17 protein-coding genes and 1 pseudogene are annotated in these 21,713 nt (G+C 70.7%); 13 read left to right on the top strand and 5 right to left on the bottom strand.

Translation table 11 applies throughout. The features are described 5' to 3' along the window. Positions 1-118: 118 nt before the first annotated feature. Positions 119-1,093, bottom strand: a complete 975-nt coding sequence (locus HF024_RS07215; RefSeq protein WP_168689120.1) for a sugar-binding domain-containing protein — start codon at positions 1,091-1,093, stop codon at positions 119-121. Between the two features lie 175 nt (positions 1,094-1,268). On the opposite strand from HF024_RS07215, the pseudogene HF024_RS07210 reads away from it, so the two are divergent. The 7 genes and pseudogenes from HF024_RS07210 (at position 1,269) to HF024_RS07180 (ending at position 8,803) form a co-directional block, all read left to right on the top strand. Next, positions 1,269-2,724, top strand: a pseudogene (locus HF024_RS07210) (mannitol dehydrogenase family protein). Positions 2,725-2,811: 87 nt separating this feature from the next. Next, complete coding sequence (locus HF024_RS07205; RefSeq protein WP_168689119.1) at positions 2,812-3,912, top strand: alcohol dehydrogenase catalytic domain-containing protein; 1,101 nt, start codon at positions 2,812-2,814, stop codon at positions 3,910-3,912. 56 nt (positions 3,913-3,968) lie between these two features. Then, a complete protein-coding gene (locus HF024_RS07200) occupies positions 3,969-5,294 on the top strand; it encodes an RbtT/DalT/CsbX family MFS transporter (RefSeq protein WP_168689118.1) in 1,326 nt (441 codons plus the stop codon). Next, on the top strand, positions 5,291-7,015 hold the full coding sequence (locus HF024_RS07195; protein ID WP_168689117.1) for a dihydroxyacetone kinase family protein: 1,725 nt from the start codon (positions 5,291-5,293) through the stop codon (positions 7,013-7,015). The genes HF024_RS07200 and HF024_RS07195 overlap by 4 nt, the downstream gene beginning before the upstream one ends. Further along, positions 7,012-7,470 (top strand): ribose-5-phosphate isomerase, encoded by a 459-nt coding sequence (locus HF024_RS07190; protein WP_168689116.1) that lies wholly within the window; start codon positions 7,012-7,014, stop codon positions 7,468-7,470. Before HF024_RS07195 ends, HF024_RS07190 begins: the two co-directional genes overlap by 4 nt. Further along, positions 7,467-8,276: a GolD/DthD family dehydrogenase gene (locus HF024_RS07185; protein ID WP_168689115.1), complete on the top strand. Its 810-nt coding sequence runs from the start codon at positions 7,467-7,469 to the stop codon at positions 8,274-8,276. Before HF024_RS07190 ends, HF024_RS07185 begins: the two co-directional genes overlap by 4 nt. A 68-nt stretch (positions 8,277-8,344) precedes the next feature. Continuing rightward, on the top strand, positions 8,345-8,803 hold the full coding sequence (locus tag HF024_RS07180) for a hypothetical protein (protein ID WP_168689114.1): 459 nt from the start codon (positions 8,345-8,347) through the stop codon (positions 8,801-8,803). Between the two features lie 51 nt (positions 8,804-8,854). Here HF024_RS07180 and HF024_RS07175 read toward each other — a convergent pair whose 3' ends face one another. From HF024_RS07175 to HF024_RS07165, 3 genes are all read right to left on the bottom strand, one after another. Beyond that, positions 8,855-9,187, bottom strand: coding sequence for a peptidase (locus HF024_RS07175; protein WP_085369283.1), 333 nt, complete (start codon positions 9,185-9,187; stop codon positions 8,855-8,857). Beyond that, on the bottom strand, positions 9,184-10,401 hold the full coding sequence (locus HF024_RS07170) for an inorganic phosphate transporter (protein ID WP_085369284.1): 1,218 nt from the start codon (positions 10,399-10,401) through the stop codon (positions 9,184-9,186). The genes HF024_RS07175 and HF024_RS07170 overlap by 4 nt, the downstream gene beginning before the upstream one ends. A gap of 123 nt (positions 10,402-10,524) precedes the next feature. Then, positions 10,525-11,112, bottom strand: a complete 588-nt coding sequence (locus HF024_RS07165) for a TetR/AcrR family transcriptional regulator (RefSeq protein WP_168689113.1) — start codon at positions 11,110-11,112, stop codon at positions 10,525-10,527. A 76-nt stretch (positions 11,113-11,188) separates the two neighbouring features. Here HF024_RS07165 and HF024_RS07160 point away from each other — a divergent pair, with 76 nt between their 5' ends. Then, positions 11,189-13,582 (top strand): MMPL family transporter, encoded by a 2,394-nt coding sequence (locus tag HF024_RS07160; RefSeq protein WP_168689112.1) that lies wholly within the window; start codon positions 11,189-11,191, stop codon positions 13,580-13,582. A gap of 1 nt (position 13,583) precedes the next feature. Here the strand turns inward: HF024_RS07160 and HF024_RS07155 are convergent, their stop codons facing one another. Beyond that, positions 13,584-16,148, bottom strand: coding sequence for a DEAD/DEAH box helicase (locus HF024_RS07155; protein ID WP_168689111.1), 2,565 nt, complete (start codon positions 16,146-16,148; stop codon positions 13,584-13,586). Positions 16,149-16,230: 82 nt separating this feature from the next. On the opposite strand from HF024_RS07155, the gene HF024_RS07150 reads away from it, so the two are divergent. Genes HF024_RS07150 through HF024_RS07130 form a run of 5 tightly spaced genes read left to right on the top strand, consistent with a single transcriptional unit; the run spans position 16,231 to position 21,699 of the window. Further along, positions 16,231-17,757 (top strand): molybdopterin-dependent oxidoreductase, encoded by a 1,527-nt coding sequence (locus HF024_RS07150; protein WP_085369288.1) that lies wholly within the window; start codon positions 16,231-16,233, stop codon positions 17,755-17,757. Between the two features lie 49 nt (positions 17,758-17,806). After that, complete coding sequence (locus HF024_RS07145; RefSeq protein WP_168689110.1) at positions 17,807-18,949, top strand: ThiF family adenylyltransferase; 1,143 nt, start codon at positions 17,807-17,809, stop codon at positions 18,947-18,949. A gap of 4 nt (positions 18,950-18,953) precedes the next feature. Beyond that, positions 18,954-20,201: a gephyrin-like molybdotransferase Glp gene (glp, locus tag HF024_RS07140; protein WP_168689109.1), complete on the top strand. Its 1,248-nt coding sequence runs from the start codon at positions 18,954-18,956 to the stop codon at positions 20,199-20,201. Continuing rightward, a complete protein-coding gene (gene moaCB / locus HF024_RS07135; RefSeq protein ID WP_168689108.1) occupies positions 20,198-21,289 on the top strand; it encodes a bifunctional molybdenum cofactor biosynthesis protein MoaC/MoaB in 1,092 nt (363 codons plus the stop codon). The genes glp and moaCB overlap by 4 nt, the downstream gene beginning before the upstream one ends. Next, positions 21,286-21,699 carry a molybdenum cofactor biosynthesis protein MoaE gene (locus HF024_RS07130; protein WP_168689107.1) on the top strand — a complete coding sequence of 138 codons (414 nt, stop codon included), beginning with the start codon at positions 21,286-21,288 and terminating at the stop codon, positions 21,697-21,699. The genes moaCB and HF024_RS07130 overlap by 4 nt, the downstream gene beginning before the upstream one ends. Positions 21,700-21,713 lie beyond the last annotated feature (14 nt).

Raw genomic sequence — 21,713 nt, 5'->3', positions numbered from 1 at the left:
TCCACTGCTCCGACCCCGGCTCCATCCGGTGTCCGTTCCTGCGGAGAATCGCGCGTCACCCGCGTGAATCACCGCTCGAACGGACACCGCACCGGCGTGTCGGCCGGGATCTCCTGCGTTACTCCGCCGCGCCGAGCAGCGCCACGGCCGTGCGCTCGTCGGTGATCAGCGACCGGATGAGCCCGCCGGCTGCCGCCGCGCGGATACCGGCCGCCTTCTCCGCACCGACCGCGATGCCGACGGTGTGCGGGATGGTGCGCAGCGCATCCATCGGCGTCCTCACCATCCTGTCGCTCCCCGCGAACTCCACCGGCTGACCGTCGATGTCGATGAAGTTGAGCGCGACGTCGCCCACCGCCTTGCGCAGCTCGACGTCGCTCATCGGCACCGACCGGGAGATGGATGCGCGGGTCAGCGGCGGCGCGCCGATGCCGAGCAGCGCGCCGGTGGCCGACGCCCACAGCGCCTGAACGCGCTGGAACGACGGGTCGTCGAGCAGGCGCTCGTACAGCGCGGCGGACGGCATGGCCTCCGCGAACAGGAACATCGCCGTCGCCCTGGTCCGCTCGGCCATCGACCGGGCGATCTCGTTCGTCTGGTGCCACGGCTCCGGCTCCGCCACGCCGCCGACGGTGGGCACGAGCACGACGCCGGGGAGTTCGGGAAGCGGTCCCCTGGCCACCTCGTAGAGGGTGTTGCCCGACGCGATCAGCAGCGCATCCCCGGGGTTCAGCCCCATGTCGGCCAGCGCGGTCGCCACCTGCTCGGAGAGACCGGTGCGCAGGTTCGCCGACTGGTCCCCGGCGGCGACGTACGCCTTCGCGAGCCCGAGCTTCGTCGCGAGCCGAGCCGCCAGGTCGGAGACCTCCGCATCGCGCGGGTTCACGATCTCGATGCGCACCAGGCCGATCCGCCTCGCCTCGCTGAGGAGCCTGCTGACCGTCGGGCGGGACACGTTGAGCCGTCCGGCGATCTCCGACTGGGTTGCGTCTTCGAGGTAATACATGTGCGCTGCGGTGTGCAGCGTCGCGAGCGGGAAGCGGCTGTGCCCCGCGCTGGACGCGCTCGCTGGGCTGGGTGGCGTGGATGTCATAGGTGGGTTCGCGGCCGGTGGGTGGGACGGTCGCTCGACTGAAGGATATTCCCGTCCGCGTCGCGCAGCCCGGCGACCCGCCAGAGCGGCCATCCGTCCCCTCCCGAAACGATGCCAGTATTTCCTTTCGATACTGCACAGATGTTCTTGCACATCCGTTCAGCATCCGGTTAGGGTGATCGGCAACGAAAGGAGCACGGTGCAGAACTTCGACTCGCAGCCGTACGACCGCTCTGGTGTGACCTGCGGAATCGCGCACATCGGGGTCGGCGGCTTCCATCGCGCCCATCAGGCCGCCGTGTTCGACGACCTGCTCCGGCAGGGTCTCGCGCGCGACTGGGGCATCTGCGGCATCGGCGTCCTGCCCACGGACGCCGGGATGCGCGACGCCCTCGCGGCGCAGGACCACCGCTACACCCTCGTGCTCAAGCATCCGGACGGCACCTGGGACGCCAGGACCATCGGGTCGATCGTCGACTTCGTCCACGCACCGGACGACCAGGAGGCCGCCATCGAGCGGCTCTCCTCCCCCGGGCATCCGCATCGTCTCCCTCACCATCACCGAGGGCGGGTACAACATCGACCAGGTCACCGGCTCCTTCGACGTGGATGCGCCCCACATTCGCGCCGATCTGGGCGCCGCCGCTCCGGCGAGCGTCTTCGGTCTCGTCGTGGAAGCGCTGCGGCGCCGCCGCGAGCGCGGCATCGCACCGTTCACGGTCATGTCCTGCGACAACATCCAGGGCAACGGCGAGGTCGCGCGCACGGCGTTCACGGCCTTCGCCCGGCTGCGCGACCCCGGCCTCGCCGAGTGGATCGAGCAGAACGTGGCGTTCCCGAGCTCGATGGTCGACCGCATCACACCAGCGACCACCGCGGACGACCGCGAGCGCATCGAGGAGCGCTTCGGCATCGCCGACCGCTGGCCGGTCGTCGCTGAGCCGTTCTTCCAGTGGGTCCTCGAAGACGAGTTCCCGGCCGGGCGGCCGCCGTTCGAGCGCGCCGGCGTCCAGCTGGTCTCCGACGTCGAGCCGTACGAGCTGATGAAGCTGCGGCTGCTCAACGCCAGCCACCAGGGGCTCTGCTACCTCGGCCGGCTGAGCGGGTACACCTACGTGCACGACGCGGCACGCGACGAGAACATCGCCGCCTTCCTGCTCCGCTACATGGACGAGGAGGCGACGCCGACCCTGCGACCTGTTCCGGGCGTCGACCTGGCGACGTACAAGCGCACCCTTATCGAGCGCTTCGCGAACGCCGAGGTGCTGGACACCATCGCCCGGCTGTGCGCGGAGTCGTCGGACCGCATCCCGAAGTGGCTGCTGCCGGTGGTGCGCGAGCGCAGGGCGGCCGGTCACCGCACGCCGCTATCCGCCGCGATCGTCGCCTCCTGGGCGCGCTACGCGGAGGGCGTCGACGAGACAGGCTCCCCGATCGAGGTCGTCGACCGCCGGCGCGACGCTGTCATGGCGAACGCGGCCAGGCAGCGCGAGGAGCCGACAGCGTTCCTGACCGAACGGAGCCTGTTCGGCGACCTGATCGACGACGCCGAGTTCGTCGACGACTACCTCAGCGCGCTCGGTTCCCTGCACGCCGCCGGCGCGCGGGCGACCGTCGCACGTCTCGTCTGAGCGCGCTTCGCCGCGCTCCTCCGCCGCTCTCGCTCCTCCGCCGCTGCGCTCCATCGCCACCCACCCCACACCGATCCAAGGAACACCATGACAACCGCTGACGCCCGCACCGCCATCCCGGCCACGATGACCGCTGTCGTCGTCCACGGCCCGGAGGACTACCGCCTCGAACAGCTGCAGACGCCCACCCCGAAGGCCGACGAGCTTCTGATCCGCGTCGAAGCCGTCGGCGTCTGCGCCTCCGACCTGAAGTGCTACCACGGTGCAGCCAAGTTCTGGGGCGACGAGAACCGTCCGGCCTGGGCACAGTCCGGGATCACGCCGGGCCACGAGTTCGTCGGCGAGGTCGTCGCGGGTTCCTCCTCCGCGCTCGCCGCGAAGCGCGTCAACATCGGCGACAGGATCGCCTGCGAGCAGATCGTGCCGTGCGGCGACTGCCGTTACTGCGTCCGCGGCCAGTACTGGATGTGCGGGCCGCACGCCATGTTCGGCTTCAAGGACTACAACGGCGCGATGGCCGAATACGCCATCGTCCCGGCCAAGGCGCTCGCGCACCGGGTCTCGAAGCAGCTTCCCCCGCAGCACGCCGCATACGCCGAGCCGCTGTCCTGTGCCATGCACGCCGTCGAGCGCGCCGACGTCCAGTTCGGCGACGTGGTCGTCATCGCCGGCGCGGGCCCGATCGGTCTCGGCGCCATCGCGGGCGTGCGTCAGAAGAACCCGCTCCTCGTCGTCGCCCTCGACTTGAGCGACGACAAGCTCGAGCTCGCCAGGAAGTGCGGAGCGGACGTCACCATCAACATCGCGTCCGAGAACGCCGTCGAGCGGGTCAAGGCGCTCACCGACGGCTACGGCGCCGACGTCTACATCGAGGCGACGGGGCACCCCTCCGCTGTCGGCCAGGGCCTCAACCTCCTGCGCAAGCTCGGCACCTACGTCGAATACTCCGTCTTCGGCTCCGAGGTCACCGTGGACTGGTCGATCATCAGCGACGACAAAGAACTGGATGTGCGCGGAGCCCACCTCGGCCCCCACTGCTGGCCCGCCGCCATCAAGCTCCTCGAATCCGGCGTGCTGCCGATGGACGAGATCTGCACGCACCAGTTCGCCCTCGCCGACTTCCAGCAGGCGCTCGACCTCGTCGGCGACACAGCAGGCGCCTCCATCAAGGTCTCGATCCTGCCCTGACCGGCGACGCACCACGGCACCACGGCACCTCGCACGAAAGCAACGGAGTTTTCCCCATGACCACCACCACAGTGACCACCACTGAGACCTTCCTCGACAGGATCGGCATACCGCATCCCCTCCGCTGGGGGTTCCTCGGTGTCCTCGTCTTCATGACGGGCAACGGCGTCGAATCCAACTTCCTCTCCCCGCACATGACGGAGGCGCTGGGCGGCAACCAGCTCGTCCTGGTGGCCCAGATCATCGCCATGTACAGCCTCGCGGTCCTGATCGCCTCCTACCTGTCCGGCGCGCTGGCCGACCTGTGGGGGCCGCGCCGCGTGATGACGCTGGGCTTCGTGGCCTGGGTGGTGTTCGAGATCGCCTTCCTCGTCAGCCTGTCGATGGCGAGCGTCCCGCTGATGTTCGTGTCCTACTTCCTCCGCGGGTTCGGCTTCCCGCTCTTCGCGTTCGCGTTCCTGGTCTGGATCAACCAGGTCGCGCCGAAGAAGCGCGCAGGCACGGCTGTCGGCTGGTTCTACGTGATGTTCACGGGCGGCCTTCCGACGCTGGGCTCGCTGTTCGCGGTGTTCGTCATCCCGGCATTCGGCGGCGGATACCACGGCGAGACCTGGACCATGATCGCCTCGATCGGGCTCGTCCTGATCGGCTGGGCCATCGCGAGGTTCTGCGTGAAGGAGGCGCACGGCGCGCGCCGTCTGGCCGATCCTGCCGACTCCACCGCGAAGGTGCTCAGCGCCGGCATCGTGCTCACCGCACGCAACCCGCGCATCCTGATGGGCTTCCTCATCCGCCTCATCAACACCGCCCCCGAGTTCGGGATGTTCATCGTGCTCCCGGCGATCGTCGCCGACAGCCTCGGCTGGGGTCAGAGCAGGTGGCTGATCATGACCGTCGTCATCTTCGCGGGCAACATCGCCTTCAACGCCGTCTTCGGTGCCATCGGCGACCGGATGGGCTGGGTGCGCACCGTGCGCTGGTTCGGCATCGTCGGCTCCTCGATCGGCCTGCTGCTGTGGTGGTACGTGCCGCACTGGGTGCCTGCAGGAAGCGACTGGGGCTTCGTGGTCGCGACCATCGCAGGAACCGTCTTCGGCATCATGCTCGCCGGCTTCGTCCCGATGGGCGCGATCATGCCCGCCCTGGTGCCGCAGCACAAGGGCGCGGCGATGGCCATGTACACCACGGCGGCGGGCGGCGCGACGTTCCTCGGCTCCGGCGTGGTCGCCCTCGCGCTCCCGCTTTGGGGCCCGGTCGGCGTGGTCTGGACCTTCGTCGCCCTGTACGCCTGCGCGTTCGTGATGATCGGTTTCCTGAAGGTCGACCAGCACCGCGACGACGCCACAGCCGCTCCGGCCTTCGCGGAGGCGGGAGCACGATGACCACCATTTTCACCGACGCGTCCGAGTTCGCCGACGACCAGCTCACCGGCTTCGCCGCGCTCTACGCCGACCGGCTGAGGGCGGTGCACGGCGGCGTGGTCGCGCTCCCGTCGGGAGACTCCATCGTCGCGGTGGTCGTCGGCGGCGGATCCGGTCACTACCCGGCGTTCGCCGGCCTGGTCGGGCCCGGCTTCGCGTCCGGGGCCGTCGTCGGCAACATCTTCACGTCGCCGTCCGCCTCGCAGATCTACTCGGTCGCTCGCGCCGCCGACCGCGGGCGCGGCGTCATCCTCACCTTCGGGAACTACGCGGGCGACGTGATGAACTTCGGGATCGCCGCCGAGCGCCTGCGCAGGGAGGGCATAGACACCCGCATCGTCGTCGTCACCGACGACGTCGCCTCGGCGAGCGACGAGCAGAAACGCAGGGGTATCGCGGGCGACTTCACGGTCTTCAAGGCGCTCGGCGCCGCGGCGGCCGACGGCCTCGGCATCGACGAGGTCGAGCGCGTCGGCCGCGCGGCCAACGCCGCGACACGCACGCTCGGCGTCGCGTTCTCTGGCTGCACGCTGCCGGGAGCCGACGGCCCGCTGTTCACGGTGCCCGCCGGGATGCTCGGCCTCGGACTCGGGATCCACGGCGAGCCCGGCATCCGGGACGTCCCGATGCCCTCCGCGCCCGCCCTCGCCAGGATGCTGGTCGACGGCGTGCTCGACGCCGCGCCGCACACGGGTGGCGGGAGGATCGGTGTGATCCTCAACGGCCTCGGCACCACGAAGTACGAAGAGCTGTTCCTGCTCTGGGGACTCGTCGCCCCGCTGCTGGCCGAGCGCGGGCTCGAACCGGTGGATGCGGAGGTCGGCGAACTGGTCACCAGCCTGGACATGGGCGGCTGCTCGCTCACCCTGATCTGGCTGGACGACGAGCTCGAACGCTTCTGGCGCGCCGACGCGTACGCGCCCGCGTACCGCAAGCTGGCGGCCCCCATCGCCGCACTGGATGCGTCGGCCGCTCTGTTCGACGCCGGAACCTCCGCCGCGTCCGCCGTGCCGGACTCCTCGCCGGCAGCACGCGACCTCGCCGCCGGCATTCTGGGCGGCCTCCGCCTGGTGGCGGACCTCCTGCACGAGAAGGAGTCCGAACTCGGCGCGATCGACGCGGTCGCCGGAGACGGCGATCACGGCCGCGGCATGGTCAAGGGGATCGACGCCGCGGTGTCGGCCGCCACGGCCGCTGCTGACGCGGACGCCGGGGGCGGACACCTTCTGGCCGCCGCCGGACAGGCGTGGGCCGCGCGTGCAGGGGGCACCTCCGGGGTGCTCTGGGGCGCGGCGCTCGAAGCAGCAGGCCGGTCGCTCGGAGACACCGCAGACAGGTACACCGCCGCCGACGGCGTCCTGGCCGTCGAGGCGTTCGCCGACGCGATCCTCGACCTGGGTCGCGCCACCATCGGAGACAAGACCCTGGTGGATGCGCTGCTCCCGTTCCGCGACGGACTCGCCTCTGCCGTCGGCGCCGGGCGTCCACTCGCGGCAGCGTGGCAGCAAGCTGCGGCTGTCGCCGCCGCTCACGCCGCAGCGACCAGCGCCCTCACCCCCAAACTCGGACGCGCGCGTCCGCTCGCGGAGAAGTCCGTCGGAACCCCGGACGCCGGGGCTACATCACTCGGCATGATCCTCGTCGCCACCGGCGGCCTGCTGTCTCGAAAGGACGACGAATGAGCGCGCCCCTGCGCATCGTCATCGGAAGCGATGACGCCGGATACGACTACAAACGAATCCTGCTGGCCGAACTCGAACGGGACGCCGGAGTGGCCTCGGTCGTCGATGTCGGCGTCGACGCCGGGGAGTCGACGCCGTATCCGTCGGTGTCGTCCGCGGCTGCCGAAGTGGTCGCATCCGGGGCCGCCGACCGCGCTCTGCTGATCTGCGGCACCGGGCTCGGCGTGGCTATCGCGGCCAACAAGATCCCCGGCATCCGCGCGGTCACGGCGCACGACTCGTTCTCGGTCGAGCGCTCCGTGCTCTCGAACGACGCTCAGGTCCTCTGCCTGGGACAGCGGGTCATCGGGATCGAACTCGCGAAACGGCTTGTGCGCGAGTGGCTGACCTACCGCTTCGACCCCGCAAGTCCATCGGCCGCGAAGGTGGCCGCGATCGGAGAACTGGAATCATGACAGAGCAGACCTTCGACGGCCGCGTGGCCGTCATCACCGGAGCGGCCAGCGGAATCGGCAACGCTGTCGCGCACCACTTCGCCGAACGCGGCGCGACGGTCGTGGCCGTGGACCGCAGCCCGTCCACCCAGGACGCGGTGGACGCCCTGCCGGTGCCCGGCGGCGGCAGCGCGACTGTTGGCAACAGCGCGACCGGCGGCAACAGCGCGACTGGCACCAGCAGCCATCTCGCCATCGTGGCCGACCTTCTCGCACCGGGAGCAGCAGCATCCATCGCCGCGACCGTGCACGACCGATTCGGGCGGCTCGACGTCCTGGTCAACTCGGCGGGGATCGCGCTCCTCTCCCCCGCCATCGACACGTCCGACAGCGACTGGGATGCGACGCTCGCCGTGAACCTCACGGCCAGTTTTCGCATGGCCCAGGCCGTCGCTCCCGGCATGATCGGCGCCGGCTACGGCCGCATCGTCAACCTGGCCTCGCAGGCGAGCGTCGTCGGCCTGGACCAGCACGCCGCGTACTGCGCAAGCAAAGCCGGTCTCCTCGGCCTGACCCGCGTGCTGTCGCTTGAATGGGCCAGGCACGGCGTGACGGTCAACGCGGTGTCGCCGACGGTCGTCGAGACGCCGCTCGGCAAGAAGGCGTGGGCGGGAGAGAAAGGCGATGCGCTCAAGGCGCAGATTCCGGCTCGCCGATTCGCGCAGCCGGAAGAGGTCGCCGCCCTGATCGGCTACCTCGCCTCCGAGCAGGCCGGGATGGTGACCGGGGAGAACATCCTCATCGACGGAGGCTACGCCTCGATCTGACCCCGAAGCCGGCTCCCCCCAGCGGCCCTGCTCCCCCGCTCCGACGCGCCCTGCGGCATGATGAGCGTGTGCACACGACGAGGACACGCAGCGCCGCCGGAACGCTCGGCGCGCTCGTGCTCGTCGCCGCCGCCCTGTCCGGATGCGCGCCCGTGGTGCGCTCCTGCCCGAGCTGGGCGGATTTCTCCGACCCGGACGCCGCATACCGGCAGGCCGACGTCGTCGTCGTCGGACACGTCGCCGGGCGGGACGGCACCATCGGGACCCAATTCGGCGACGTGCGCGCATACCGGTTCGAGGTCGAGGATGCGGTCAAGGGCGGCGAATCCGGAACCGTGGTGCGGATCGGATCCCGCGCGGACCCGTGCGACGGCGGCGACGGATACACCGGCGGCGACGCGCTGGCGGGCGCGGCCGACCGCGTCATCGTGTACGCGATAAACGACACCGGCGGCCTGGTCACCCTCACCCCGAGCCAGGGCGTGACGGCTCTCCCCGACGGAGCTCCCCTGCCCTTCGATCGCTGACCCCCTCGTGCGCGACCCGATAGGCCGCGCGGCGGCGACAGCGACGGGCGCCTACTGGTGGAAGAACGGGATGATCAGGTACAGCCCGTACAGCACCGCGAGGCCGCACCCCACGAAGCACGCGTACGCGCCGGTCAGCGCCCAGCGCTTCTGCGCGTCCGAGAGGGGGTTCTTCTTGCGGGCTTTCGCGGCCTTCTTGAGGGCGCGCGCCGCCTCCTCCGGGGAGATGACGGTGATCGCGTCGGTGAACTCGACCGGCTCGACGAACAGGGCGCGGCCGGCGACGGCGAGGAGGCGGGTGCCGAGGGCATACAGGCTGACGACGACGCACGCGCCGACGATGGATGCTGCGAAGACGATCAGGAAGGCGACCCAGTCGATCATGCTGATTCCTTCTCCTTGCCGCGCGGCTTCTTGAGCGGCTTGACCTTCTTGATCTTGACAGCGCGACCGGATGCTGCGACCTCGCTGACACCCTGGACCGGGGCGGGGGCGACCGCGTTCTCGCTGTCGACCTTGTTGCGGTTGGACAGCCAGAAGATGAGCACGATCACGATCACAGCGGCGATCGCGTCGACCGCGAGGCCGATCGGGCCGAGGCCGACGAGCCAGGCCGAGACGGCGCCGACGATGCCGGCGGCCGGGAGGGTGAGCAGCCAGCCGAGGGCGATCCTGCCCGCCGTGCCCCAGCGCACGGACGCACCGCGGCGACCGAGGCCGGAGCCGATCACCGAACCGGATGCGACCTGCGTGGTGGAGAGGGCGAAGCCGAGGTGGCTGGAGGCCAGGATGGTCGCCGCCGTGCTCGTCTCCGCCGCGAAGCCCTGCGCGGGCTTGACCTCGGTGAGGCCGCGGCCGAGCGTGCGGATGATGCGCCAGCCGCCCGAGTACGTGCCGATGGCGATGGCGAGCGCACAGGAGATGACGACCCAGAGCTCCGGGCCCGAGCCCGCCGCCTGCGCACCGGAGGCGATGAGCGTGAGGGTGATGACGCCCATCGTCTTCTGCGCGTCGTTCGTGCCGTGCGACAGCGCCACCAGGGACGAAGAGAAGATCTGTCCGTAGCGGAAGCCGCCACGACCATCCGGCCGGCCGTCGTAGCGGCGGGTGATCCAGTATGCGAGCTTCGTGGCGCAGTACGCCACCACACCGGCCGTGACCGGGGCGATCACCGCGGGCAGGATGACCTTGTCGAGCACGACCACGAAGTCGACCGAGCCGAGCCCTGCGCCCACCAGGGCGGCGCCGATCAGGCCGCCGAACAGGGCGTGGCTGGACGACGACGGCAGGCCGAGCAGCCAGGTCACCATGTTCCAGATGATGGCGCCGACCAGACCCGCGAAGATCAGCTCCGGCGTGATCTGCACGCCACCGTCGCCCTCCCGGATGATGCCGCCCGAGATGGTCTTCGCCACCTCGGTCGACAGGAACGCGCCGACGAGGTTCAGGACGGCAGCGAGAGCGACCGCGACCTTCGGGCGCATCGCACCGGTGGCGATGGGGGTGGCCATGGCGTTCGCTGTGTCATGGAAGCCATTGGTGAAATCGAAGAACAGGGCCAGCGCGATGACCAGCACGACGATGAGGGTGAGATCCACCGGTTTCTTTCTCGTCTCGGGACACAGTCCGCCCCGCGGAAGTTCATCGGGGATTCATGCAAGTGACCTGGCGCTGTTAGGCAACCACGAAGATACTCACACGGCTGGCGGGCGAGGTCAACTTCACCGGGAGCCGACCGGACGGGGACCGAGGACGAGATCGACCAGGCGCTCCGCGAATCCGGGGTCGGAGGGCGCTCCGGCCAGGGCGCGGAAGATCAGCGCGCCGATGACGGTCTCGCTCACGTCGTCGATCGGGAGGTCGGCGCGCAGCTCTCCCGACGCGCGCGCATCCCGCAGCCTGGTGGCGAACAGGCGGGGGTCTGCGAGGGATTCGCGCAGCCTGCTGCCCACGTCGGCGTTGGCCGTCGCCGCGGCGATGAGCGACCGGAACAGGGCCTCCCCCGTCGCGCTCTCGAGCACGCTCAGCACCTCGATGAGCCAGGAGGTGAGGTCGTCCCGGAGGTCGCCGGTGTCGGCCAGGACGAAGCGCTCCGGAAGCAGCATCCCTTCGAGCAGGCATTCCGCGATCAGTTCGCTCTTGCCGGACCACCAGCGGTAGACGGTCTGTTTGCCGACGCCGGCGCGCGCGGCGATGCCCTCGATGCTGAGGTGGTCGTAGCCGCGTTCGGCGAACAGCGCTGCCGTGGCGTCGAGGATGGCGAGCCGAGCCGCTTCGCTGCGGGGAGCCCCTCGTCGTCCTTCCGGCATGGCTCACAGCCTACCTGCATATTTCGAGACGGACCGTTGCGTATTATCGACGCGGACGCCACGAAAGGGATGCGACATGGCCGAACTGCTCTACCGCCTCGGGAAGTTCTCCGCACGACGCGCCGGGCGGGTGATCGTGGCGTGGATCATCGTGCTCGGCATCGCCGTCGGCGGGTTCCTGATCGGTTTCAAGGGGCTCGCGACGAGCTTCGACGTGCCGGGCACCGCATCCGGGGCGGTCGTGGACGAGCTGATGAAGAAGCTCCCGGACTTCGCGGGCGCCTCGGGGACCGTGGTGTTCCAGAGCAAGGACGGCTCCGCACTCTCCGACGCGCAGCGCAAGGACATCAGCGCCCTCGTCGCCGACGCGGACGGCCTTCCCGACGTGTCCGGCGTCAACGACCCGTTCAGCACCGAGAAGGAGCGGGCGGACCGCCAAGCGCAGGTCGCCGACGGCACCACGCAGCTGGATGCGGCGGCGGCACAGCTCGACGCCGGGCAGCAGCAACTGGATGCGGCGAAGCAGCAGCTCCAGGCCGCCGGCCTGCCGACCACGCAGCTCGACGCGCAGCAGCAGACCATCGACGCCAACCGCGCCACCGTCGAGGCGAAGCAGAAGGAGCTCTCGCAGGGCGCCGAGCTGCTGAAACTGTCCGACGGCATCCGGGTGGTGTCGAAGGACGGCGCGACGGCGCTGGTCAACGTGTCGTTCACGAAGCCCCGCCTCGAACTGTCCGAGGACTCCAAGCAGGCCGTCATCAAGCACTTCGAGGCGAAGCCGATCGACGGCGTCACGGTCTCGTTCTCCACCGATATCGCCCAGGGCGTCCCGCAGATCGTGGGCGTCGGAGAGGCGGTCGGCGTCGTCTTCGCCGCGATCGTGCTGGTGGTGGTGCTCGGCTCGCTGGTCGCGGCGGCACTCCCCCTGGTGACCGCGCTGTTCGGCGTCGCCGTCGCGGCGCTCGGGTCGCTCGCGTTCTCCGGGATCGTGGACATGGCGTCGGTCACGCCCGTGCTCGCCATCATGCTCGGCCTGGCCGTCGGCATCGACTACTCCCTGTTCATCGTGAAGCGGCACAGACGGCAGCTGCTGGAGGGGGCGGAGCCGCACGAATCGGTGGGCCTCGCGAACGGCACCTCCGGCAACGCCGTGGTCTTCGCCGGAACGACCGTCGTGGTCGCCCTTCTCGCGCTGAACGTCACCGGCGTCCCGTTCCTCGGCCTGATGGGCACGGTCGGCGCCGTCGCCGTGGTGCTCGCCGTCCTCATCGCGATCACGCTGACGCCCGCCGTCCTCGGCCTCCTCGGCACCCGGCTGCTCGCCAAGCGCGCCAGGACGAAGGTGGGGACGGTGCACCACGACGACAGCAGCGTGAAGCCGATGGCGACCTGGCGTGCCGTGGTCACCGTCATCGCGACCGCCGCCGCCCTGCTGGTGGTGGCCATCCCGGCCCTGTCGATGCGGGTCGGCCTGCCGGACGGTTCCTCCGAGCCCGTCGGCTCGACCACCTACAACGCGTTCCAGCAGACCGCAGAGGCGTTCGGGGACGGCGCCACCGGCCCGCTGCTCGTCACCGCGAACGTCCCGGCCGGCCTCGCGGACGACAAGGTCACCGCGACCCAGCTCGACGTCGCGCGCACGCTCGCCGACCAGAAGGACGTGGTCGCCGTCGCGCCGATCGCGGTCTCCGACGACCACCGGCTGATGGCGTTCCAGGTCATCCCCACCGAAGGCCCGAACAGCGTCTCCACCGAGAAGCTCGTCGGCGCCCTCCGCTCGCTCGGCACCATCGACGGCGACATCACCCTCGGCGTCTCCGGCCAGACCGCGATCAACCTCGACATCTCGCAGAATCTCGCAGACGTGCTTCCGCTCTACCTGGTGGTCGTGGTCGGTCTGTCCCTGCTGATCATGATCCTGGTGTTCCGTTCGCTGCTGGTGCCGCTCATCGCGACGGGAGGCTTCATCCTGTCGCTGTTCGCGACGTACGGAGCCATCACCGCCCTGTTCCAGTGGGGCTGGGGAGCGGACGCCCTCGGCATCCACACCGGCCCCATCCTGAGCTTCCTCCCGGTGATCCTGGTCGGCATCCTGTTCGGCCTGGCGATGGACTACCAGCTGTTCCTGGCGTCCGGGATGCGCGAGGCGTACGTGCACGGAGCCTCCGCCCGCCTGGCCGTCACGAAGGGCCTCCGGGCCGGACGCACCGTGGTGATCGCTGCGGCCCTCATCATGATCTCGGTCTTCGGCGGCTTCGTCTTCAGCGAGTCGACGATGATCCGCTCCATCGGCTTCGGCCTCGCCTTCGGCGTGCTCGTCGACGCCTTCGTGGTCCGGATGCTGCTGATGCCCGCCCTGATGCACCTGCTCGGCCGCTCGGCCTGGTGGCTGCCGCGATGGCTCGACAAGGCGCTGCCGAACGTGGACGTGGAAGGGGCTGCGCTGGAGCGGCGGCACCACGTGGGGTGAATTACAGCCGCCCCACGCCCGTCACCGACACCACCGCCACGCCCGCCTCCGCGGATGCGGCCAGCAGCACCTCGGCACTGATGCCCCAGTCGTGGTCGCCGGCCGGGTCGGCGAAGATCTGCCGCACCTTCCAGACGCCGTCTGTTGCCGCTGCCGTCTCGTCGACGATGATCATGGCCGCCGAGCGGGCCGCAGCGTCCGTGCCGATCTCGTCGTGCTCGGCGTAGTAGGCCTCCAGGGCCTCGTCCCAGTCGAGTTCGGTGAAGGTCGGGGTGGCGAGTCCGGCGAGGGCTGCGGCCTCCACTTCGACCGCACCGAGGTCCTGCACCTTGTCGAGGGCCGCCAGCTGCACGCGGCGGAACAGTTCGTTGCGGACCAGCACGAAGAACGCGCGCCGGTTCGTGGTCACGTTGCGGGGCGCAGGAGGCGCCAGCTCCCCCGCGGAGGCCGCGTGCGCGGCAGCATCCGGATGGATGAGCTCCTCCCACTCGTCCAGGAGGCTCGAGTCGACCTGCCTGACCAGTTCGCCGAGCCACTCGATCAGGTCGCGGAGGTCGTCGGTGCGGAGGTCGGCCGGCACCGTCTGGCCGAGGGCACGGTATGCGTCGGACAGGTAGCGCAGCACCACGCCCTCCGAGCGGGCGAGCTTGTAGAGGGCGATGTACTCGCCGAACGTCATCGCGCGCTCGTAGAGGTCGCGCACCACCGATTTCGGGCTGAGCTCGAAGTCGGCCACCCACGGCTGGCTGGCCGCATAGGTGGAGAACGCGGCGGCCAGCAGCTCGGCGTGGGGCTGGGGATGCGTGACCTGCTCCAGCGCCTCCATCCGGTCGTCGTACTCCACACCGTCGGCCTTCATGGCCGCCACCGCTTCTCCGCGCGCCTGGAACTGCTGCGCGGACAGCACCGGCCGCGGGTCGTCGAGGGTCGCCTCCACCACCGAGACGATGTCGAGCGCGTACTCGGGGGCCTCTGGGTCGAAGAGCTCGAACGCGGCGAGCGCGAACGGGGACAGCGGCTGGTTGAGGGCGAAGTTCGGCTGCAGGTCGACGGTCAGCTGGATGCGGCCGTCCACGTTCTCGACGACGCCCGCCGTGAGCAGCGAGCGGTAGAGGCCGAGGGCGCGCCTGGCGAGGGCGAGTTGCCGTTTCCACGGCTCGTGGTTGTCGAACACCAGCGCGCGGACGTGCTCGAACACGTCGCCGCCGCGGGCGATCACGTTGATGAGCATGGCGCTCGTGATCTGCATCGACGAGGTCAGCGTCTCCGGCTCGGCCTCGATCAGCTTCCTGAACGACGGCTCTCCCCAGGAGACGAAGCCGTCCGGCGCCTTCTTGCGCACGATCTTGCGGCGCTTCTTGGGGTCGTCGCCCGCCTTCTCGATGGCTTTCAGGTTCTCCGTCTCGTGCTCGGGCGCCTGGGCGACGACCGTTCCCGCCGTGTCGAAGCCCGCCCGCCCGGCGCGCCCGGCGATCTGGTGGAACTCGCGGGCGTTCAGCTGGCGCATCCTGGTGCCGTCGAACTTGGTGAGTGCTGTCAGCAGCACGGTCCGGATGGGGACGTTGATGCCGACGCCGAGGGTGTCCGTCCCGCAGATGACGCGGAGCATCCCGCGCTGGGCGAGCTGCTCGACCAGCCTGCGGTATTTGGGCAGCATCCCCGCGTGGTGGACGCCGATGCCCTGGCGCAGCAGCCGGGAGAGCGTCTTGCCGAAGGACGTGGTGAAGCGGAACTCGCCGATCAGCTCGGCGATCGCATCCCGTTGCTCCCTGCTGGCGATGCGCGCGCTCGACAGGGCCTGCGCGCGTTCGAGGGCGGCGAGCTGGGAGAAGTGGACGATGTAGATGGGCGCCTGGCCGGTGCTGAGCAGGTCTTCGACCGTCTCGTGCACCGGGGTGAGCTCGTAGTAGTAGTGCAGGGGCACCGGGCGCTCGACGCCGGTGACCGTCGCGGTCTCCCGTCCGGTGCGCGCACTGAGGTCGTCGGCGAGCGCCGTCACGTCGCCGAGGGTCGCGGACATGAGCACGAACTGCGTGCGCGGGAGGGTGAGCAGCGGCACCTGCCACGCCCAGCCGCGGTCGGGGTCGGAGTAGAAGTGGAACTCGTCCATCACGACCTGGCCGACCGGGGTGTCCGCTCCGTGCCGGAGGGCGAGGTTCGCGAGGATCTCTGCGGTGCAGCAGATGATCGGAGCGTCGGCGTTGACGGCGGAGTCCCCGGTCATCATGCCGACGTTCTCCGCCCCGAAGATCTCCACGAGCGAGAAGAACTTCTCCGACACGAGCGCCTTGATCGGAGCGGTGTAGAAGCTGCGCTCTCCGCGGGCCAGCGCGGCGAAGTGCGCCGCGACGGCGACGAGCGATTTGCCCGTTCCTGTCGGTGTGCTCAGGATGAGGTTCGCCCCGGCGACGATCTCGATCACCGACTCGTCCTGTGCCGGGTACAGGCTGATGCCGCCCTCCTCCACCCAGTCCACGAACGTGTCGTAGAGGGCGTCGTCGTCCAGGGTGGCTGGACCGGTGTAGCCGGGGATCGTCCCGACGCGGAGCTGACTGCGTTCTGACATCGTGCGTCAAGCCTCCCACGGCCGGATGCGGCGCGGGTGCAGCACTCGACTCGGTCCCAGCTTGCGGCCATACTCTCTGCGCATGGTGTCGTTCTGGCGCTCGGCGTCGACCGGGGTGGCGAGTGTGCTCGCCGGTGTGGGGGCCGGGGAGCTGGTCAGCGCGTTCCTGGTGCAGAACGGCAGCCCGGTGCTCGTGGTCGGCGCCCTGGTGATCGACCTCGTCCCCGCCTGGCTGAAGGAGGGCGTCATCGCACTGTTCGGCACCGGTGACAAAGCCGTGCTGGTGATCTCGCTCGGCATCGTGCTGCTGGTCGCCGGAGCGCTGGCGGGCTGGCTGGAGCTGCGCAGGCCGCCGCTCGGGCGCATCCTGATCGGGCTGGGAGGCGCGTTCGGCGTGCTGGCCGCGCTCACCCGGTCCGGGGCAGGATTCCTGGATGCTGTCCCGTCGGTCGTGACGGCCGGTGTCGGCATCCTCGTGCTCGGGTCGCTGGCCAGGATGCTGCGCGGCACCGTGCCGAGCAGGATCTCGCCGGACGGCGCCGTGACCAGGCGCCGCTTCGTGACCGCCACCGCCACCACGGCAGCCGCTGGTGCGCTGGCCGTGGTCGTCGGGCAGGTCGTGGCGACCGGGTACCGCACGGCAGCGGCGGCGCGCGCGGCGTTCCACCTGCCGAAGCCCGCGGTCGCTGCCCCGCCCATCCCGGCCGGCGCGTCGTTCGACATCGCCGGCCTCTCCCCCGTCGTCACCCCCAACGCCGACTTCTACCGCATCGACACCGCCCTGCAGATCCCCGGCATCGACCCGTCCTCCTGGAAACTGCGCATCACGGGCATGGTCGAGAACGAGGTCGAGCTGAGCTTCGCCGACCTGCTGAAGCTGCCTCTGGAGGAGTCGACCACCACCCTCACCTGCGTCTCCAACGAGGTCGGGGGCGACCTGATCGGCAACGCCACCTGGCTCGGCTACCCCATCCGGCACCTGCTGGCCCGCGCGAAGCCGAAACCGCAGGCGGACATGGTGCTGTCGAAGAGCCAGGACGGCTGGACGGCGAGCACGCCGATCGAGGCGCTCACCGACGAGCGGAACGCGATCCTGGCGGTCGGGATGAACGGGCAGCCGCTCCCTCTGGAGCACGGCTACCCGGTGCGGATGGTCGTGCCCGGCCTCTACGGATACGTGTCGGCCACCAAGTGGGTGGTCGAGCTGAACGTGACCAGGTTCGACGCCGTCACCTCGTACTGGACGGACAGGGGCTGGTCGCAGCGCGGGCCGGTGAAGCTGTCGTCGCGGATCGACGTTCCCGCATCCGGCCGCCAGGTCGCAGCCGGAACGGTGGCCGTCGCCGGTGTCGCCTGGTCGCAGCACGTCGGCGTGAGCGCCGTGCACGTCCAGATCGACGGCGGCGAATGGCACGAGGCGACGCTCGCCGACGCGATCTCCGCCGACACCTGGCGGCAGTGGAAGTACGCATGGGCCGCGACGAAGGGCTCGCACACCATCCGGGTGCGGGCGACGGATGCGACGGGCATGGTGCAGACCTCGCGGGTCGCCGATGTGGTGCCCGACGGGGCGACCGGGCTGCACAGCATCCAGGTCACCGTCTCCTGAGCAACCGGCCGACTGAGTGACCGTCCCCTCCGCAAGCGATACTGGGCTCATGGGGATTCCTCCGCTCGTCGCACCAGGACCAGACCTCTCGCCGGACCGCGAGGCCCGCTACGCCCGCACCGCCCAGCTGCCCGGCTTCGGGATGCTCGCCCAGCGCCGCATCCGGAACTCCCGCGTCCTCGTGGTCGGCGCGGGCGGGCTCGGCGCCGCTGTGCTCCCGTTGCTGGCCGCGTCGGGCGTCGGAACCATCGGCATCGTGGACAACGACAGGGTGGAGCGGAGCAACCTGCCGAGGCAGACCGTGCACACCCCGGCCGACGTCGGGCGCGCCAAGGTCGATTCCGCGGCGGACGCCGTGCGCGCTCTGGACGCGGAGACCGAGGTGGTGCTGTTCCGCGAGCGGCTGACCGCGCAGAACGCCGAGCGCATCCTGGCCGGGTTCGATCTGGTGCTCGACGGCAGCGACAACTTCCCCACGCGCTATCTGGTGAACGACGCCGCCGTGCTCGCCGGCGTGCCCGTGGTGTGGGGCGCCGTGCACCAGTTCGGCGGCCAGGTGGGCGTCAGCTGGGCGGATCACGGACCGCACTACCGCGACCTGTTCCCGGTGCCTCCGGAGCCCGGCAGCGTCGCCAGCTGCGCGGAGGCCGGTGCGCTGCCGTCGGTGTGCGGGATGATCGGCAGCGTGATGGTGAGCGAGGCGATCAAGCTGGTCACGGGGACGGGGACGCCGCTCATCGGGCGGGTGCTCATCCACGACGCGCTGCGCGGTGATGTACGCGAGCTGGCGTACGAGCGCGACCCCGCCGCCGCGCCGATCACCGGCCTGATCGACTACGACGCGTTCTGCGGGCTGACCGACGCCGTCGCCCATTCGATCAGCCCGGCCGAGCTGCACGCCAGGCTCCTCGCCGGCGAACCGCACACGCTGCTCGACGTGCGCGAACCGTGGGAGGCGGACATCGCCGAGATCCCCGGCTCTCTGCTGGTTCCGCTGGGCGTCGTGCTGGACGACGCGGAGGGCGTCGCTTCCCGGCTGGGCGACGACCCGATCGTGATCGTCTGCCACCACGGCATCCGGGCGGAGACGGCGAGGAAACGGCTGGTGGAGGCGGGAGCATCCGGGATCGTCCTGTCCGGGGGCATCGACGCCTGGGCACGAGACATCGACGCCGACCTGGCGCGATACTGAGACCATGACGCCACCGCGCACGGTCGAGGAGCACGCAGAGACCATCGCCCGGCTGGTCGAGCCGTTGCTCGCCGGGGGGACGACGGAGCGCCTGCCGCTCGCGCAGGCCGCCGGGAGGGTGACGGCCGCCGCCGTGCGCTCCGACGTGGACCTGCCGCTGTTCCGCAACTCGCAGATGGACGGGTACGCCGTCCGCTCCTCCGACATCCGGAACGTCCCCGTCGCGCTCGAGGTCAGCGGCGACATCCCGGCCGGGCACACCGTTCCGGTCATCCTCACGCCGGGCACGGCGCTGCGGATCATGACCGGCGCGCCGGTGCCGAGCGGAGCGGACACGATCGTCCCGGTGGAGGACACCGACCTGGTGCTCGGCCGCGACGACGACCTGAGGGGCGCCGTGGTCACGATCGGCCGGTCCCGCCGTGCGGGCGAGTACGTGCGCGAGCGGGGAAGCGACCTGCGCAGGGGCGACGTGCTGGTCGAGGCCGGGGTCCGGCTGGCCGCGCGCCACCTGGCCGCGCTGGCGGCTGCGGGGGTGGAGGCCGTCGAGGTGCGACAGCTGCTGCGCGTCGGCATCCTCACGACCGGCGCGGAGCTCGTGAGTGCCGAAAAGGGCAGCGCCGAAAAGGGCACGGACGGGACGCCCGCCGGGTTCGGCCAGGTGTTCGACGCCAACGGCATCGCGCTCGCCGCGCTGGTGCAGGAGTCCGGCGCCGTCGTCTCGGTGCGCACGGCGACGAGCGACGACCACGACGAGTTCGAGCGGGCGCTGATGGATGCGGTGGGCGCGAGCGACCTCGTCGTCACCTCCGGCGGCATCTCGAAAGGCGCGTACGAGGTGGTGCGGGAGGTGCTGCAGCCGCACGGAGCCGAGGTGGTGACGGTCGCGATGCAGCCGGGCGGACCACAGGCGACGGCGGTCGTCGCCGGTGTGCCCGTGCTGTCGTTCCCCGGCAACCCGGTGAGCACGCAGGTGTCGTTCACGGTGTTCCTGCGCGACCTGCTGCGTGCCTCCGCCGGGCTCGCCCCCGCGGGCGTGGAGACCGCGCAGCTCGCCGCCGAGCTGCGGTCGGTGGTGGGGAAACGGCAGTTCCTGCGGGGCAGGCGGCTGCCGGACGGCACGGTCGAGCAGGTGGCAGGGCCGAGCTCGCACCTGGTGGCCGCGATGGCCAGGGCGGACGTGCTGATCGACGTGCCTGCGGAGACGGAAGCGCTCGCGGCGGGCGACGACGTGACAGTGTGGACTCTATGAGCGGGGATGCTGTGGGAACGGGTGCTGCGGAGTCTGGTGCAGCGGGGTCTGGTGCAGCGGGGTCTGGTGCTGGGTCGCAGGCACGGCTCAGCCACCTCGACGGCGACGGGCGCGCCAGGATGGTCGACGTCGGCGGCAAGCCGGAGACCGATCGGGAGGCCGTGGCGCGCGGGCGCGTCGTCACCCGGTCGGACGTGGTGCGGCTTGTCCGCGCCGACGACCTCCCCAAGGCCGACGTGCTCGCCACGGCTCGGCTCGCCGGGATCGGCGGGGCGAAACGCACCTCGGAACTGATCCCGCTCTGCCACCCGCTTCCGCTGTCCGCGGTGGACATCGAGTTCTCGCTCGACGCGGAGGCCGGGGTGATCGACATCCAGGCGACGACCCGCACGCACGGACGCACCGGAGTGGAGATGGAGGCGCTGACGGCGGTGGCGGTCGCCGGCCTCACGCTGCACGACATGATCAAGGCCGTCGACCCCGCTGCGACGCTGACCGACGTTCAGCTGCTGTCCAAGAGCGGCGGCAAGCGCGGCGAGTGGCGGAGGGAGGATGCGGAGGCGGAGCATGCGGGCGCACCGGCCCACGCAAGCGGCGACACTGCGACCGCACCCACCGCATCCACCGCCATCGTCATCGTCTCCTCCACCCGCGCCGCCGCCGGGGAGGCCGAGGACACCACCGGCCCGGTGATCGCCGCGTGGCTGGCCGAGCGTCGCCTTCCCGCCGAGGTGCGGGTGGTCGCGGACGCCGACATCGCCCCGGCCATCCGGGATGCACTGTCCGCCCGCCCTGCCGTCCTCCTGACCACCGGGGGCACCGGGGTCTCCCCCACCGACCGCACGCCGGAGGCGACCGCCGCCGTGCTCGACAGGACCCTGCCCGGCGTCGCGGAGGCCCTGCGCGCCCGCGGCGCTGCGCACACGCCGCTCGCCGCTCTGAGCAGGGGCGTCGCCGGGGTCGCGGGTGGAACGGTCGTGGTGAACCTGCCCGGTTCGCGCGGCGGCGTGTCCGACGGCCTCGCCGTGCTCGACGACCTGCTCCCCCACCTGCTCGACCAACTGCGCGGAGGCGACCACACCCGATGAGCGACGTCTACGCCTCGATCAGCGCCGACCCTCTCGACGGCACGGCGGTCGACGAGTTCGTCTGGCGGGCCGAGTCCGGCGCCGTCGTCTCCTTCCAGGGAATCGTGCGCTACCACGACGGAGGGCGCAGCGTCGTCTCGCTCGACTACCGGGCGCATCCGGAGGCCGAGCGGTTCCTCCGCGAGTGCTGCGAGGAGATCGCGTCGCGGACGGGCCTCAGGGTCGCCGCGGAGCACAGGGTCGGCTCGCTGACCATCGGAGACCCGGCGCTCATCGCCGCCGTCGCGGCACCGCACCGAGCGGAGGCGTTCGAGGCCTGCGCCGCTCTCGTCGAGCTGATCAAGGGGCGCGTGCCGATCTGGAAGCGCCAGCACTTCGCCGACGGCGTCTCCGAGTGGGTGGGCCTCTAGCCGCAGATCCGCGT

The sequence above is a fragment of the Leifsonia sp. PS1209 genome, assembly GCF_012317045.1.
In the GTDB taxonomy this organism is placed as follows: Bacteria; Actinomycetota; Actinomycetes; order Actinomycetales; family Microbacteriaceae; genus Leifsonia.
This window is presented reverse-complemented; position numbering and strand designations above follow the sequence as displayed.